This window comes from Caulobacter sp. SSI4214, from assembly GCF_012184455.1.
Classification (GTDB): Bacteria; Pseudomonadota; Alphaproteobacteria; order Caulobacterales; family Caulobacteraceae; genus Caulobacter; species Caulobacter vibrioides_E.
In genome coordinates this window covers 37,876-53,560 of sequence record NZ_SZWJ01000027.1, presented here as the reverse complement: position 1 = coordinate 53,560, position 15,685 = coordinate 37,876, and the positions used below count along the sequence as shown (strand labels likewise).

At 69.0% G+C, this 15,685-nt stretch carries 11 protein-coding genes; 9 read left to right on the top strand and 2 right to left on the bottom strand.

Going from position 1 to position 15,685, the window contains the following annotated elements; genetic code table 11:
* Nucleotides 1-4: 4 nt before the first annotated feature.
* From FCU40_RS10425 to FCU40_RS10400, 6 genes are read left to right on the top strand one after another with little or no spacing between them, the layout of a single operon-like run.
* Nucleotides 5-1,765 carry a penicillin-binding protein 2 gene (locus tag FCU40_RS10425; protein ID WP_168074757.1) on the top strand — a complete coding sequence of 587 codons (1,761 nt, stop codon included), beginning with the start codon at nt 5-7 and terminating at the stop codon, nt 1,763-1,765.
* The gene (locus tag FCU40_RS10420; RefSeq protein ID WP_168074749.1) at nt 1,762-3,222 is read left to right on the top strand and encodes a UDP-N-acetylmuramoyl-L-alanyl-D-glutamate--2,6-diaminopimelate ligase; all 1,461 of its coding nucleotides are present in this window, start codon (nt 1,762-1,764) and stop codon (nt 3,220-3,222) included. The genes FCU40_RS10425 and FCU40_RS10420 overlap by 4 nt, the downstream gene beginning before the upstream one ends.
* The gene (gene murF, locus FCU40_RS10415) at nt 3,215-4,669 is read left to right on the top strand and encodes a UDP-N-acetylmuramoyl-tripeptide--D-alanyl-D-alanine ligase (protein WP_168074747.1); all 1,455 of its coding nucleotides are present in this window, start codon (nt 3,215-3,217) and stop codon (nt 4,667-4,669) included. The genes FCU40_RS10420 and murF overlap by 8 nt, the downstream gene beginning before the upstream one ends.
* Nucleotides 4,669-5,781 carry a phospho-N-acetylmuramoyl-pentapeptide-transferase gene (gene mraY / locus FCU40_RS10410; protein ID WP_004617837.1) on the top strand — a complete coding sequence of 371 codons (1,113 nt, stop codon included), beginning with the start codon at nt 4,669-4,671 and terminating at the stop codon, nt 5,779-5,781. The genes murF and mraY overlap by 1 nt, the downstream gene beginning before the upstream one ends.
* A gap of 13 nt (nt 5,782-5,794) precedes the next feature.
* The gene (gene murD, locus FCU40_RS10405; protein WP_168074745.1) at nt 5,795-7,210 is read left to right on the top strand and encodes a UDP-N-acetylmuramoyl-L-alanine--D-glutamate ligase; all 1,416 of its coding nucleotides are present in this window, start codon (nt 5,795-5,797) and stop codon (nt 7,208-7,210) included.
* Nucleotides 7,211-7,218: 8 nt separating this feature from the next.
* The gene (locus FCU40_RS10400) at nt 7,219-9,075 is read left to right on the top strand and encodes a chloride channel protein (protein WP_168074743.1); all 1,857 of its coding nucleotides are present in this window, start codon (nt 7,219-7,221) and stop codon (nt 9,073-9,075) included.
* Nucleotides 9,076-9,082: 7 nt separating this feature from the next.
* Here the strand turns inward: FCU40_RS10400 and scpA are convergent, their stop codons facing one another.
* Nucleotides 9,083-11,233 (bottom strand): methylmalonyl-CoA mutase, encoded by a 2,151-nt coding sequence (scpA, locus tag FCU40_RS10395; protein WP_168074741.1) that lies wholly within the window; start codon nt 11,231-11,233, stop codon nt 9,083-9,085.
* Nucleotides 11,234-11,237: 4 nt separating this feature from the next.
* On the bottom strand, nt 11,238-12,716 hold the full coding sequence (locus FCU40_RS10390; protein ID WP_168074739.1) for a methylmalonyl-CoA mutase subunit beta: 1,479 nt from the start codon (nt 12,714-12,716) through the stop codon (nt 11,238-11,240).
* A gap of 163 nt (nt 12,717-12,879) precedes the next feature.
* Here FCU40_RS10390 and FCU40_RS10385 point away from each other — a divergent pair, with 163 nt between their 5' ends.
* The 3 genes from FCU40_RS10385 (at nt 12,880) to FCU40_RS10375 (ending at nt 15,660) form a co-directional block, all read left to right on the top strand.
* On the top strand, nt 12,880-13,887 hold the full coding sequence (locus FCU40_RS10385) for a nitronate monooxygenase family protein (protein ID WP_168074737.1): 1,008 nt from the start codon (nt 12,880-12,882) through the stop codon (nt 13,885-13,887).
* Nucleotides 13,888-13,996: 109 nt separating this feature from the next.
* Complete coding sequence (locus FCU40_RS10380; RefSeq protein ID WP_168074755.1) at nt 13,997-14,734, top strand: DUF2793 domain-containing protein; 738 nt, start codon at nt 13,997-13,999, stop codon at nt 14,732-14,734.
* Nucleotides 14,735-15,084: 350 nt separating this feature from the next.
* Nucleotides 15,085-15,660, top strand: a complete 576-nt coding sequence (locus FCU40_RS10375) for a TMEM165/GDT1 family protein (protein WP_168074735.1) — start codon at nt 15,085-15,087, stop codon at nt 15,658-15,660.
* Nucleotides 15,661-15,685 lie beyond the last annotated feature (25 nt).

Below are 15,685 nucleotides of genomic sequence, written 5' to 3'. Positions count from 1 at the left end.
CGCGATGAGCCTCTCCAACCTCGGGCCGGGCGGCTTTCAGTCGCCGCTGTGGCGGTGGCTGATCGAGCGCGTCTGGCGCCTGGAGCACGCGTTCGAACGCTCGCGCGCCGCCGCCAAGCCGGAAGACGACACGCGCATCCGCATCTTCCTGGTGATGGGCTTCTTCTCGCTGTGCTTCGTCGGCGTGGCCGTGGGCGCGACCTGGGCGGCGCTGTTTTCGCACGCGGGGCAAGGCAACGGCTATGCCCAGGGCGTGGACGGCGCGCGCGGAGACGTGGTCGACCGGAACGGCAAGCTGCTGGCCGTCGATCTCGCCCACTACGCGCTCTACGTCGATCCCAAGGAGATCTGGGACCTCAGGGAAACCCGCGTCGCCCTGGGCAAGGCCCTGCCGCAGGTGCCCCCTAAGCGCCTCGACAAGGCCGTCTTCGGCGATCACCGCGCCTTCGTGCTGGGCGGTCTGACGCCGGACGAGAAGGACGCGATCTTCAACCTCGGCCTGCCCGGCATTTCGTTCGAGGAGCAGGAGCGGCGGATGTATCCGCTGGGGCCGACGGCCGCGCACGTGATCGGCTTCGTCGACAGCGGCGGCAAGGGCTTGGCCGGCGCCGAACGCGCTCTGGACGATCCGATCACCAAGGCCGCGGCGGGCGAGGGCGGCCCGACCCAGCTGTCGATCGACGTGCGCGTGCAGGCGGCGCTGGAGGACGAACTACGCAAGGCTTGCGAGGAGTTCACGCCCAAGGGCGGCGTCGGGGTGGTCACCAATGTCCACACCGGCGAGGTCCTGGGTCTGGCCAGCTACCCCGACTATGACGCCAACAAGGCCGGCGAGGCCACGGACGAGCAGCGTCTGAACCGCGCGGCGGCGGCCGTCTACGAGATGGGCTCGACCTTCAAGGCCTTCACCGTGGCGATCGGTCTGGACACCGGCGTGGCGACGCCGACCTCGACCTTCGACGCGCGCCAGCCGTTCAAGCTGGGCTACCGGACGATCCACGACTACCACGCGACCCACAAGATCCTGACCCTGATCGAGGTGTTCCAGCACTCGTCGAACATCGGCACCGCGATCCTGGCCGAGAAGATCGGCGGGGAGCGCCTGTCGCGCTACTTCACCGCCCTGGGCCTGACCAAGCCGGCCCAGATCGAGCTGCGGGAGTCGGCGCGACCGCTGACCCCGCGCAAGTGGGACATGGACGCGGTGGCCTCGACCTCGTTCGGTCACGGCATCAATGTCAGTCCGCTGGCCCTGGCCCAGGCGATGGGCGCGTTGCTGAACGGCGGCGAGCTCTTGCCGCTGACCATCAAGAAGATGCCGCCCGGCGTGCGTCCCCAGGGGCCGCGCGCGATCTCCGAGGCGACCTCGACCGAGATGCTGAAGATCATGCGCGCCAACGTCCTGCCCGGCGGCAGCGGCGGCAAGGCCAATGTCCCAGGGCTGTCGGTCGGCGGCAAGACCGGCACGGGCGAGAAGTATGATCCGGCCATTCGAGGCTATAACCACGACCGGCAGGTTTCCTCGTTCGCGGCCACCTTCCCGACCGAGGCGCCGGTCGAGGCGGATCGTTATTTCGTTCTGATCCTGCTGGACGAGCCGCACCGCGATCCCAAGACCGGCCTGTCCACCGGCGGCTGGGTGGCCGCGCCGGCCGCCGGCCGGGTGATCGAGCGCATCGCTCCGTTCCTGGGCGTCAAGCGCAAGACCGAACTGGTGACCATCGCCGCTCCCACCAAGAACGCCGCTCCGGAGGCGGGCCTATGACCAAGCGTCTGTCCGAACTGTTCAACCGTCCCTTCGCCCACGACCCGGTGATCGCGGGCGTCACCGCCGACAGCCGCAAGGTCACGGCCGGCTGGCTGTTCGCGGCCCTGCCTGGGACCAAGGTCGACGGTCGCGACTTCGCGGAGGGCGCGGTGGCCAAGGGCGCCGCCGCCATCCTGGCCCCCGAGGGCGGGCTGGAAGGCCTGGGCGTGCCGGTGGTGCGTTCCGAAGACGCCCGCCGCGCCTACGCCCTGGCCTCGGCCGCGTTCTGGGGCAAGCAGCCGGCGATGTGCGTGGCCGTGACCGGCACCAACGGCAAGACCTCGGTCGCCGGCTTCTGCCGCCAGATCTTCGCCCAACTGGGCCACAAGGCCGCCAGCATGGGCACGCTCGGCGTGGTGGTCAGCGAGGCGGGCCAGCCCGACCAGCAGCTGACCCCGCCGGGCCTGACCACGCCGGACGCTGGCGACGTCGCCGAAATGGTGGCGCGCCTGGCCGACATGGGCGTCACGCACCTGGCGCTGGAAGCCAGCTCGCACGGCGTCGACCAGCGCCGCGTCGACGGCGTCAAGCTGCGCGCCGCCGGCTTCACCAACTTCACCCAGGATCACCTCGACTATCACGGCTCGATGGAGGCCTATCGCGCCGCCAAGCTGCGGCTGTTCGACACCCTGACGCCGGGCGGCGCCACGGCCGTGCTGAACGCCGACAGCGAGGCCTTCCCCAACTTCGCCGCCGCCGCCGTCACCTCGGGCCAGAGCGTGTTCTCGGTCGGCGAGGACGGCCAGGGTCTGCGGCTGATCTCGCGGACCCCGACCCCGGCCGGCCAGGACCTCGTCATCGAGGCCGACGACGTCGTCCACCATGTCAAGCTGCCGCTGGCCGGCGCCTTTCAGGCCTCGAACGTGCTGGTCGCCGCTGGCCTTTGCATCGCGGCCGGCGAGGATGTCGGCAGGGTTCTGAAGGCGCTGGAACGGCTGGAGGGCGCGGCCGGGCGGCTTCAGCGCGTCGGTCGCGGCCCCAAGGGCGGCGAGGCCTATGTCGACTACGCCCATACGCCCGATGGCCTGCAAACGGTGCTCGAGGCGCTGCGTCCGCACACGCGCGGCAAGCTGATCGCGGTGTTCGGCGCGGGCGGCGATCGGGATCGCGGCAAGCGTCCTTTGATGGGCGCGATCGGCGCGAAGCTCGCCGACATCGCCATCGTGACCGACGACAATCCGCGCTCGGAAGACCCCGCCTCGATCCGCGCCGCCATTCTCGAAGCCGCGCCGGGCGCGCGCGAGATCGGCGATCGCCGCGCCGCGATCCGCGCCGCCGTGGACCTCATGGGCGAGGGCGATGTGCTGGTGGTGGCCGGCAAGGGCCATGAGCAGGGGCAGATCGTCGCCGGCGTGGTCCACCCGTTCGATGATGTGGCCGAGACGCTGCAAGCGCTGGAGGGCGTGGATGCCTGACGCCCTCTGGACCGCCGAGGAGATCGCGCGAGCCACCCGCGGCAAGGTCGCCGGAGACTTCGCCGTGACCGGCGTCTCGATCGACACCCGCACGGTCGAGGCGGGGGACCTCTTCGTGCCGCTGGTCGGCGCGCGCGACGGTCACGACTTCGTCCAGCAAGCGGTCGCCAATGGCGCGGCCGGCGTGCTGGCGGCCAAGCCGGTCGACGCCCCGGCGGTGATGGTCGAGGACACCTTCAAGGCGCTGGAAGCTCTGGGCGTCGCCGCGCGCGAGCGGGCGCCCCGGTGCAAGCGCGGCGCGGTGACCGGCTCGGTCGGCAAGACCAGCGTCACCCGCGCGATCGAGGCGGGCCTCCGCTTGGCGGGCAAGGCCCACGCCTCGGTCAAGAGCTACAACAACCACATCGGCGTGCCGCTGACCCTGGCGCGGATGCCGCGCGACACCGAACGCGCGGTGTTCGAGGTGGGCATGAACCACGCCGGCGAGATCGTCCCGCTGTCGGGGTTCGTCCAGCCGCACGCGGTGGCGATCACCACGGTCGGGCCGGTCCACATCGAGAACTTCCCGGATGGCGAGGCGGGCGTGGCCCGGGCGAAGGCCGAGATCTTCGCCGGCCTGCGACCGGGTGGCGTCGCGGTGCTTAACGCCGACAATCACTGGTTCGACTTCCTGAAGGGCGAGGCCGAGAAGGCCGGCGCGACGGTCTGGAGCTTCGGGTCTTCGCCCGACTGCACGGCCCAGTTGGTCTCTTTTTCCTCCGACCCTCCCGGCGAATGCCGGGATCCAGACGACAGGGCGGTGAGCGCCCAGGATGGATCCCGGCATTCGCCGGGGAAGTCGGTGGTTAAAGCCGTGATCAAGGGCGAACCCGTCGAATTTTCCCTTCTTCAAACCGGCGTTCACTGGGGCCCCAACAGCCTGTGCGTGCTGCTGATGCTGGAGGCGCTGGACGTGCCGCGCGAGACGGCGCTCGCGGCGCTGGCGGTCTTCGCGCCGATCGAAGGGCGCGGGGCCGAGAAGACGATCCGCATCCCAGGCGGGACCTTTACCCTCGTCGACGAGAGCTACAACGCCAATCCGATCTCGATGCGGGCCGCGCTGAAGACCCTGGGGGGGCGCGCCGTGTCTGGCCGCCGCGTCGTGGCGCTGACCGACATGCTCGAACTGGGCGAGGACAGCGACCGCTTTCACGCTGAGCTTGCGGCGCCGATCGCCGACGCGAACGTCGATGTCGTTTTTGTCGCGGGCGTCCACATGAAATCGCTGTGGGAGGCGCTTCCGCCGACTCGGCGGGGCGGCTACGCGGAGGTTACCGAAAAGTTAATGGCGACGCTGGCGGACGCGATCCGGCCGGGCGACGTGGTGATGGTGAAGGGGTCCAACGGCTCCAAGGCTGGGCGGCTCGCTCAAGCCTTGGCGGCGCTCGACCTTGGGGAACAGGGCTGATGCTGTACTTCCTGTACGAATGGCTGGCGCGCTCCGCCGAGCACGTGCCGCTTCTGAACCTGTTGAAATACCTGACCTTCCGGTCGGGTATGGCCATGCTGACCGCCTATATCGTCGCGGTGGCGATGGGCTCGCGCTTCATTCGCTGGATGAAGACCAAGCAGGGCAAGGGCCAGCCGATCCGCACCGACGGTATCGCCCGCCACGTCACCGAGAAGGCCGGCACGCCCACCATGGGCGGCTTCATGATCCTGGCCGGCCTGTTCGTCGCCGCCCTGCTGTGGGCCGACCTGCGCAACGTCCATGTCTGGGTCGTGCTGCTGGTCACGGGGAGCTACGGCGTTCTGGGCTTCATGGATGACTACGCCAAGGTCACCAAGCAGACCACGGCCGGTCTTTCCAGCGTCCAGAAGCTGGTGGCCCAGTTCATCGTCGCGATCATCGCCACCGTGATCCTGATCGTTTTCGCGCCCAAGTCGCCGATGACGCCGGGCATGGAGACCAGCGTGGTCTTCCCGATCTTCAAGGCGCTGGTGATCAATCTGGGCTGGTTCTACGTGGCCTTCGCGGCCGTGACGATCGCCGGCTTCTCGAACGCCGTGAACCTGACCGACGGCCTCGACGGCCTGGCCATCGTGCCGGTGATGTTCGCCGCCTCGACCTTCGGCCTGATCGCCTACCTCGTGGGGAACTACAAGTTCGCCGACTATCTGAACCTGCACTTCGCGCCCGGCGTCGGCGAGCTGGCGGTGCTGTGCGGCGCGATCATCGGCGGCGGCATGGGCTTCCTCTGGTACAACGCGCCGCCGGCCAAGATCTTCATGGGCGACACGGGCTCGCTGGCTCTGGGCGGCGCGCTGGGCGCGATCGCCGTCTGCGCCAAGCACGAGCTCGTTTTGGGCATCGTCGGCGGCCTGTTCGTGGCCGAGGCGCTCTCGGTGATGATCCAGGTCGCCTACTTCAAGAAGACCGGCAAGCGCGTCTTCCTGATGGCGCCGATCCACCACCATTTCGAGAAGCTGGGCTGGGCTGAATCCACCGTCGTGGTGCGGTTCTGGATCGTTTCGATGATCCTGTCCTTCGTCGGCCTCGCCACCCTGAAGCTGCGCTAGGAGGGGCCAGACCATGATCCCGGTTCGCGGTTTCGAGGACAAGACCGTCGCGGTGTTCGGCCTAGGCCGAACCGGCCTGACGGCGGCGCGCGCCTTGATCGCGGGCGGGGCGAAGGTCGCCCTCTGGGACGAAAAGCCCGCCAGCCGCGAGGCCGCGGCGGCCGAGGGCTTTCCGGTGGTGGACCTGCAGGCCGCCGACTGGCGCCAGTTCGACGCCCTGATGCTGTCGCCGGGCGTGCCGCTGACCCATCCCAAGCCGCACTGGACGGTGGAAAAGGCCAAGGCCGCCGGGGTCGAGATCCTGGGCGACGTCGAGCTCTTCGCCCGCACGGTCAACGCGGCCCCGGTCCACAAGCGTCCGAAGATCATCGCCATCACTGGCACCAACGGCAAGTCGACCACGACCGCCCTGATCGGTCACCTCTGCGCCTCGGCCGGTCGTGACACCCGGATCGGCGGCAATATCGGCCTGGGCGTCCTGGGGCTGGAAGACATGCACGGCGGCGCGGTCTACGTGCTGGAGCTGTCGTCGTACCAGCTGGATTTGACCTCCAGCCTGAAGCCCGACGCGGTGGTGCTGCTGAACATCTCGCCCGACCATCTGGACCGTCACGGCGGCATGGACGGTTATATCGCCGCCAAGCGCCGGATCTTCCTGAACCAGGGCAAGGGCGACACCGCGATCATCGGGGTCGACGATCCCTGGTGCCAGCAGATCTGCACCGAGATCACCGCCGCCAACCGCCGGACCATCTGGCCGATCAGCGCCGGCAAGGCGATGGGCCGGGGCGTCTACGCCCTGCAGGGCGTGCTGTACGACGCCACCGGCGAACGGGTCGTGGAGGTCGCCGACCTGCTGCGCGCCCGCAGCCTGCCGGGCCGCCACAACTGGCAGAACGCCGCCGCCGCCTACGCCGCCGCGCGGGCCATCGGCATCTCGGTCTCCGACGCGGTCGACGGCCTGATGACCTTCCCGGGCCTGGCGCACCGGATGGAGACCGTCGGCAAGCTGGGCAAGGTCCGCTTCGTCAACGACAGCAAGGCCACCAACGCCGACGCCGCCCGCCAGGCGATGTCGAGCTATCCCAAGTTCTATTGGATCGCCGGCGGCGTGGCCAAGGCGGGCGGCATCGAGGACCTGAAGGATCTCTTCCCGCGCATCGCCAAGGCCTATCTGATCGGCGAGGCGGCCAATGTCTTCGCCGTGACCCTGGCCGGCAAGGCCGAGGTCAAGATGAGCGGCACGCTGGATAGGGCCGTGCAGCAGGCCTATGCGGACGCGGCGGCCAGCGGCGAGGACGCCATCGTCCTCCTGTCGCCCGCCTGCGCCTCGTTCGACCAGTTCAGCGACTTCGAGGCCCGAGGCGAAGCCTTCCGGGCCGCGGTCAACGCTCTGGCGGGCGGCGCCGGCAAGGCGGCCGTCGCCTAAGGCGCGCCATGAAGGATCCGCTGGAGACGCCAACCCCGGATCCCTCGAAGCCGACGATCCACAGTTGGCGACGCGTGCTGCGGACCTCGCTGATCGAGAAGGCGGCCTTCCGCAACGCGGGGCGCACGGCGCTGCCGTGGCTGGCCTGGCTGCGCCGGCGCACCCGTTCCTCCGAACTGTGGCTGATCGCCGTCGCCACCGTCGCGGGCCTAGCGGCCGGCGCCCTGGCCGTGACCCAGGCCAAGATCGCCCATGGAACCCAGGTGGCCCTGTTCGGCTTCGATCCCGACGAGCGGCTGAGCGCCCAGACCTTCGTGGCGCCGCTGCGGCTGCTGGCCATTCCGATCGGCGGGCTGGTGCTGGGCCTCTTCACCGCGGCGGTCCTGCGCTTTCGTCCCAACCACGCCGTCGACCCCGTGGAGGCCAACGCCCTGCACGGGGGGCGGCTTTCCTTGCGCGACAGCGCCTTCATCTGCGGTCAGACCCTGATCTCGAACGGCTGCGGCGCCTCGGTGGGACTGGAGGCGGCCTACGCCCAGGCGGGCGGGGCGGCGGCCTCGTGGATGGGGCGCGCCTTGAACCTGCGGCGCGGCGACCTTCGCACCCTGGTGGGCGCGGGGGCCGGGGCGGCGATCGCGGCGGCGTTTGGCGCGCCGCTGACCGGCGCCTTCTACGCGTTCGAGATCGTCATCGGCGCCTATACGGTCGCCAACATCGCGCCTGTCGCGGCGGCGGCCCTGGCCGGGGTGCTGGTGGCCAAGGCGCTGGGCTCGACGCCCTATCTGATCAAGACCTCGGTCGTCGCCATCTCGTCCTGGAGCGACTACCTGCTCTACGGCCTGCTGGGTCTGGTCGCGGCCCTGTTCGGCGTGGCCCTGATGCGGACGGTGGCGGTGGCCGACCGGTGGGCGGCCAAGGCGCCGCTGCCGCGCTGGTCGCGGCCGGCGATCGGCGGGATCGGCCTGGCCTGTCTGGCCCTGTCCACCCCGCAGACCCTCTCCGGCGGACATGGCGCCCTGCACCTGGATCTCAACGCCGATCTCTCGTTGAAGGTGCTGCTGATCCTGCTGCTGATGAAGTCGGCGGCCTCGATCATCTCGCTCAGCTTCGGCTTCCGGGGCGGCCTGTTCTTCGCGGCCCTGTTCCTGGGGGCGCTGATGGGCCAGGCCTTCGCCGATGTCGTGAACCTGATCGCCGAAGCGGAGCGTCTGGATCCCGTCGCCGCCTCGCTGGTCGGCATGGGCGCCCTGGGCGTGGCCATCGTCGGCGGGCCCTTCACCATGTCGTTCCTGGTGCTGGAGGCGACGGGCGACTTCACCATCACCGCCGCGACCTTGGCCGCGTCGCTGATCGCCAGCGCCACGGTGCGCGAGACCTTTGGCTATTCGTTCTCGACCTGGCGGCTGCATCTGCGCGGCGAGACGATCCGCAGCGCCCACGACGTGTCCTGGATGCGCAACCTGACCGCCGGCAAGATGATGCGTCGGGACGTCAAGACCGCGCCCGCCCAGACCGGCCTCGTGGAGTTCCGCCGCCGCTTCCCGCTGGGCTCGACCAAGCGCGTGGTGCTGACCGACGAGACGGGCCGCTACGCCGGCATCGTCGCCACGGCCTCGGCCTACGCCCAGCCGCCCGAGAGGGATGTTCCGTTGTCGACCCTGGCCGTCAATCCCGAGGTGTCCCTGACGCCGGAGCTGTCGATCAAGGCGATCATGACCGCCTTCGACGAAACCGGCGCCGACGAGCTGGCCGTGGTCGATGACGGCGGCGAGGTGATCGGCCTGATCACCGAAGCCCACGTCACCCGCCGCTACGCCGAAGAGCTGGAAAAGGCTCGACGCGAGTTGACGGGCGAGGTGGCCTGACCGGACCTTAAGCGGCCGCCTGGGCGTATCCCAGCTGTTGGTTCAGCTGTTCCAGCAGCTCGATCGCTGCTTCGGCGACGACCGTGCCCGGCGGGAAGATCGCCACGGCGCCGGCGTCGCGCAGGGCCTGGAAGTCCTGGGGCGGGATGACGCCGCCGACGACCATCAGGATGTCGCCGCGTCCCTGCTTTTCCAGCTCGGCCTTGAGCTCTGGCGTCAGGGTGAGGTGGCCGGCGGCCAGCGAGCTGACGCCCACCACGTGGACATTGTTCTCCACCGCCTGGCGGGCGGCTTCGGCGGGCGTCTGGAAGAGAGGTCCGATATCGACGTCGAAGCCGAGATCGGCGAAGGCGGTGGCGATGACCTTCTGGCCGCGATCGTGGCCGTCCTGGCCCATCTTGGCGATCAGGATGCGCGGCGGCCGCCCGTCCGCCTGCTTGAACGCCTCGACCATCGCCTTGGCGCGGGCGGTGGTCGGGTCGGCGCCGGCCTCCTTCATGTAGACGCCCTGGATCGACTTGATCTCGGCGCGGTGGCGGCCGAACACCTTCTCCAAGGCGTAGCTGATTTCGCCGACGGTGGCCTTGGCGCGCGCGGCGTCGACAGCCAGGGCCAGAAGGTTGCCATTGGCGCGCGCGCCAGCCTCCAGGGCGTTCAGCGCCGCCTCGGTCGCGGCCGGATCGCGCTCGGCCTTCAGGCGCGCCAGCTTTTCCAGCTGGGCGGCCCGGACGGCGCTGTTGTCGACCTTGAGCATCGGGATCTCGTCGGCGACCTCGGGCTTGTAGCGATTGACGCCCACCACGCTCTGGCGATTGGAGTCGATGCGCGCCTGGGTCTTGGCGGCGGCTTCCTCGATACGCAGCTTGGGGATGCCTTGCTCGATGGCCTTGGCCATGCCGCCGGCCGCCTCGACCTCCTGGATATGGGCCAGGGCCTTCTGGGCCAGTTCGTAGGTCAGCCGCTCGACATAATAGCTGCCGCCCCAGGGGTCGGCGACGCGGGTCGTGCCGCTTTCCATCTGCAGGAAGAGCTGAGTGTTTCGCGCGATCCGGGCCGAGAAATCGGTCGGCAGGGCCAAGGCTTCGTCCAGTGCGTTGGTGTGCAGGCTCTGAGTCTGGCCGTTGACGGCCGCCATGGCCTCGACACAGGTCCGCGAGACGTTGTTGAACACGTCCTGAGCCGCCAGCGACCAGCCGGAGGTCTGGCTGTGGGTGCGCAGGGAAAGCGAGCGATCGTCCTTCGGATCGAACTCGCGTTTCATCAGGCGGGCCCAGAGCAAGCGCGCGGCGCGCATCTTGGCCACTTCCATGAAATAGTTCATGCCGATGGCCCAGAAGAACGACAGGCGCGGCGCGAACTGGTCGATGCTCATGCCCGCCGCGACGCCGGCGCGGGCGTATTCGATGCCGTCGGCCAGGGTGTAGGCCAGTTCCAGGTCGGCCGTCGCCCCGGCCTCCTGCATGTGATAGCCGCTGATCGAGATCGAATTGAACTTAGGCATGTTCGCCGAGGTGTAGGCGAAGATGTCCGAGATGATCCGCATCGAGGGCGCGGGCGGATAGATGTAGGTGTTCCGCACCATGAACTCTTTGAGGATGTCGTTCTGGATCGTCCCCGAGAGCTTGTCGGGGCTGACTCCCTGCTCCTCGGCCGCGACGATGTAGAGCGCCAGGATCGGCAGCACCGCGCCGTTCATGGTCATGGACACGCTCATCTTGTCGAGCGGAATGCCGGAAAACAGCGTGCGCATGTCCAGGATCGAGTCGATGGCCACGCCCGCCATGCCGACGTCGCCCTTCACCCGCTCGTGGTCGCTGTCATAGCCGCGGTGGGTGGCCAGGTCGAAGGCCACCGACAAGCCCATCTGACCGGCGGCAAGGTTGCGACGGTAGAAGGCGTTGGAGTCCTCGGCCGTCGAGAAGCCCGCGTACTGCCGCACCGTCCACGGGTTGGTGACGTACATGGTAGGGTAGGGGCCGCGCACGAACGGCGCGACGCCGGGATAGCCGCTGGTGAAGTCCAGGCCCGCCACGTCGTCGGCGTCATAGGCCGGCGCGACGGTGACGCCCTCGGGCGTGTTCCAGGCCTCGCCCTCGGGGGCGGGCGTTGACGCGACTTCCGCGAAGTCGATGGTGGTGAAGTCGGGGAACTTGCTCATGATCTCAGGCGCCTTCGAAGGCGGCGGCGAAACGCACGGGCGTCAGGGCCGGGCAGTGGCTGTCGGGTCCGGGCAGGCGGACATCGGGCGCGGCGACGGCGAAGGCGGACGCGTCCGGCGTCTCGACCTCAGGCGTCTTGTCGTCGGCGTTGGGGAAGACCGTGACCCCAAGGATCTTGCGGGATTTGTCGGCGAAGGCCGCTTCCTGGGCGACGCGGGCCTTGGTCACGGCGTCGGCGATCCCGCCGCTTTCCAGCGCCTTGATCAGCCCCCCGGCGGTCTCGATGGCCTGGAAGCCGTTCCAGGCGGCGCGGGCCAGCTGGTCCGTCAGGCTGTCCAGATACCAGGCCCCGCCGGCCGGATCGGCGACGCGGCCCAGATTGCTCTCTTCCATCAAAACGAGCTGGGTGTTGCGGGCCTGGCGGCGGGCGAACGCGGTGGGCAGGCCGACGGCGTCGGTGAAGGCGTCCAGCACGATGGCGTCAGCGCCCCCGACCGCGCCGGCGAACCCAGCCGAGGTCAGGCGCAGCAGGTTCGTCCAGGCGTCGGCCTTGGCCAGCATCCGCCGCGACGAGCGGGCCTCGATCCGGGGCGGGACGGCGACCCCGCAGGCCTGGGTCAGGCGCGCCCACATCGCCTTGGCCGCGCGGACCTTGGCGACGCCGGTGAAGTATTCGCCGTCCAGGCTGACGCCGAGCACGATACGACCGAAGGCGTCTTCCATCGAAAGGCCCGACCGCACCAGGGCCTTGGCGTAGGTCAGGGCGCTGGCGGTCATCATCGCCAGCTCCTCGGTGTTCGAGCCGCCGGCCTCGTGGGCCGCGCGGCCCGTCGCCAGGAACAGGCTGGCCTTGACGTAGGTCTCGGCCAGACGCGACGCGACGGTGGCGGCGTTGAAGACGTGGCTCTCGATCGGACCCGGGCTGGCGCCAGCCTGAGCGAAGGCCGTAAGCGGATCGAGATGGAGGGTCAGGGGCGCGTTGGGCGCCGCCTTGGCCAGGGCGCCCAGCCAGTCCGCGGCCTTGGGGCCCAGGAAACCGGCGTCCAGGGCGACCGGCGCGAGATCCAGCATCACGCCCGATAGCGCCCGCGAAAGATCGTTCGCCGAGCCGATGGCGACGCCGTCGACGCCTGTCGGATCGATCCGCAGCAGAACCGAGGCCGCGCCGTTTTCCAGATCGGTCAGAATCTCCTGGGCGGCGCGTTCGGGATCGGGATGAGCGGCGCGGGTCCGCACGTCCCAGGGACGGTCGATATCGCGGGGCCGCAGGTCGCGGGCCACCGCCACGCCGTCTCGCGCGGTGTAGAGCGGCTGGATGGTCAAGCCATCGGGCGTCGTGACCGTCAGGGCCTCGTCGAAGCTCTGCCCCTTCAAGGTCTTCTCGACCAAGGCCATCCAGCGAGCGCGGGCGGCCTCGTCGCCTTCAGCGCCAAATTCCTCGGCCAGTGGCGTCGCGATGGTCAAGGCGCCTCTCTCCTGCATTGCAGCATTCTTGTCTTTCGCAACGAGATGCGCCGCTGCCGTTGGGGCCGTCAAGCCTCGCGCCGGCGTCGCCGCGCCTTGCATCGAAGCCAAACGCGCGTTTAATCTGATCGCCGTTCATATATTCGGCGTTTCAAGCCGAACTCCAAAGGGGAGCCCCTACATGGCCTTGCCGCCGATCCTGCGCGACCGCCTGCGTCTTCCGGTCATCGCCTCGCCGCTGTTCATCATCAGCAATCCGGACCTGGTGATCGCCCAATGCAAGGCTGGCATCGTCGGGTCCTTCCCGTCGCTGAACGCCCGCCCCATCTCGCAGTTGGACGAGTGGCTGGCCCGGATTACCGAGGAACTGGCGGCCTATGACAAGGCCCATCCGGAGGCGCCGTCGGCGCCGTTCGCCGTCAACCAGATCGTCCACAAGACCAACAACCGGCTCGAGGAGGACATCGAGCTGTGCGTGAAATACAAGGTTCCGGTCATCATCACCTCGCTCGGCGCCCGCGAGGACCTGAACCAGGCGATCCACGCCTATGGCGGGATCACCCTGCATGACGTCATCACCGACCGGTTCGCCCGCAAGGCCATCGAGAAGGGCGCCGACGGCCTGATTCCCGTGGCCGCCGGCGCGGGCGGCCACGCCGGCACCCTGTCGCCGTTCGCCCTGATCCAGGAGATCCGTCAGTGGTTCGACGGCCCGGTGGCGCTGTCCGGCTCGATCGCCTGCGGACGTTCGATCCTGGCCGCCCAGGCCATGGGCGCGGACCTGGCCTATATCGGCTCGGCCTTCATCGCCACCGAGGAGGCCAACGCGGTCGAGGGCTACAAGCGCGCCATCGTCGAGGGGCAGGCCGACGGCATCGTCTATTCGAACCTGTTCACCGGCGTGCACGGCAACTATCTGCGCTCGTCGATCGTCGCCGCGGGCCTCGATCCCGACAACCTGCCCCAGAGCGATCCGTCCAAGATGAGCTTCGGCTCGGGCGGCAACCAGGAGGCCAAGGCCTGGCGCGACATCTGGGGTTCGGGGCAGGGGATCGGCGCGATCAAGGACGTGCTTCCAGCCGCCGAACTCATCGCCAAATTCTCCGCCGAGTACGAGCAGGCCAAGGCCGAACTGGCGGCCAAGACGGCCCTGACGTCCGGAAATCATTTGGCTTTCGCCGCCGAATAGGCGGGCGAACCACGGGGACGGGCGGCCGCCTGTCCCCGGTCTTCGCGGCGGTCGGATGCTGGAGCGATCTCGAACTCGCTCCAGGAGCCGCGCCCCAATGTCCGACCCGATCTTCGACGACGTCACGCCCCGCCTGGGCCTGCCCTATGTGGTCGCCGCCCAGGCCCAGAAACACATCCCGATCAACGAAAGTCTCGCGCGGCTGGACGGGCTGGTGCAGTTGGCCGTCGAGAGCCGTGGCGTCGCTGCCCAGCCTGCCACCCCGGTCGCGGGCGGCGTCTGGATCTTGCCGGCCAGCGCCACGGGCGCGGCCTGGGCCGGCCAGCCCGTTGGAACCCTGATGCGCTTCGAGTCCGGCGCCTGGGAGCCGCTGGCTCCGGCCGAAGGCGTGCTGGCCTGGGTGAAGGACGAGAACCAAATGGTCGTCTTCGACGGATCGGCCTGGACGCCGCTGTCGGCGACGTTTCGAAGCCTGACCGCCGCCCAGACCCCCAATCTCGCCAATACGCGGCTGGAGATCCTGGAACAGGAAGTGACCCTGTCGGGCGCTTCCACCGCGACCAGCATCGCCATTCCCAGCCGCGCCATCGTGCTGGCGGTCTCGACCCGGACCACGGTCGCCGTGACCGGGGCGGCGTCCTACAATTGTGGCGTGTCGGGCGAGACCAGCAAGTTCGGCGGTTCGCTGGGCGTGGCCAGGAATTCCAGCAATGTCGGCGTTGTCGGCCCGACGGCCTATTACGCCGATACGCCGGTGGTGTTGACCGCGGTCGGCGGCAATTTCGTCAGCGGAAAGGTGCGGGTGGCGATCCACCTGATGCGCTTCGACGCGCCCCAATCCGTCTGATCCCTCCCCCTTGATGGGGGAGGGTAGGGTGGGAGTGATCTACGACCTGTGTGGCTGAACCGCCGCATCACCCCCATCCCCCGCCCCTTCCCCCATCAAGGGGGAAGGGAGATTGACCCGGGGATCGCTAGAGGCTAAACGCCGCTCACCTTTGGGGAGTAGCCACCCGCGCCTATCAGCGGGTCCCGTCGTCAACACACTTGGTCTCTTTTCTTTCGAGAGGGAGCCATGGCGCGGGGAAGGGAAGCGGACTTGCAGCTTCCTTGGCGAGACCAATGGCGCCGATCTCTATCCGGGCCGGGTGGGGCATCGACGCTATTGGCATGCGCCCGGCCCGGAGGATTATTTCAGTGGAAGCCCTGCTCGCCTCGACCCTGGTCGTCGCCATCGCCGAGATCGGCGACAAGACCCAGCTGCTGGCCATCATCCTGGCCACGCGTTTCAAGAAGCCCGTTCCGATCATTCTGGGCATCCTGGTCGCCACCCTGTTCAACCACGCCCTGGCCGCCACCGTCGGCTACTGGGTGTCGGACTTCCTCAGCGGCGCCTGGTTCAAATGGGCGCTCGCCGTCTCGTTCATCGCCATGGCCGCCTGGGCCCTGATCCCGGACAAGGCCGATGACGAGGAGCAGAAGGAACCGGGCCGCTACGGCGTCTTCCTGACCACCGCCGTGGCCTTCTTCCTGGTCGAGATGGGCGACAAGACCCAGATCGCCACCGTGGCCCTGGGCGCCAAGTTCCACTCGATCGCCTGGGTCGCCGCCGGCACCACCCTGGGCATGATGCTGGCCAACGTCCCGGCCGTCTATCTGGGCGAGGCCGCGACCAAGATCGTGCCGCTGAAGTATGTCCGCATGGGCGCGGCGGCGATCTTCCTGCTGCTGGGCGTCTGGCAGGTGGCGGAGTTGACGGGGCTGTTGAAGTAGGCGGCCCAGCCGCTATGAGGGGACG

Coding starts and splice junctions, on each gene's coding strand:
- FCU40_RS10425 (WP_168074757.1), top strand. CDS start 5: ATGAGCCTCTCCAACCTCGGGCCGGGCGGCTTTCAGTCGCCGCTGTGG.
- FCU40_RS10420 (WP_168074749.1), top strand. CDS start 1,762: ATGACCAAGCGTCTGTCCGAACTGTTCAACCGTCCCTTCGCCCACGAC.
- murF (WP_168074747.1), top strand. CDS start 3,215: ATGCCTGACGCCCTCTGGACCGCCGAGGAGATCGCGCGAGCCACCCGC.
- mraY (WP_004617837.1), top strand. CDS start 4,669: ATGCTGTACTTCCTGTACGAATGGCTGGCGCGCTCCGCCGAGCACGTG.
- murD (WP_168074745.1), top strand. CDS start 5,795: ATGATCCCGGTTCGCGGTTTCGAGGACAAGACCGTCGCGGTGTTCGGC.
- FCU40_RS10400 (WP_168074743.1), top strand. CDS start 7,219: ATGAAGGATCCGCTGGAGACGCCAACCCCGGATCCCTCGAAGCCGACG.
- scpA (WP_168074741.1), bottom strand. CDS start 11,233: ATGAGCAAGTTCCCCGACTTCACCACCATCGACTTCGCGGAAGTCGCG.
- FCU40_RS10390 (WP_168074739.1), bottom strand. CDS start 12,716: ATGCAGGAGAGAGGCGCCTTGACCATCGCGACGCCACTGGCCGAGGAA.
- FCU40_RS10385 (WP_168074737.1), top strand. CDS start 12,880: ATGGCCTTGCCGCCGATCCTGCGCGACCGCCTGCGTCTTCCGGTCATC.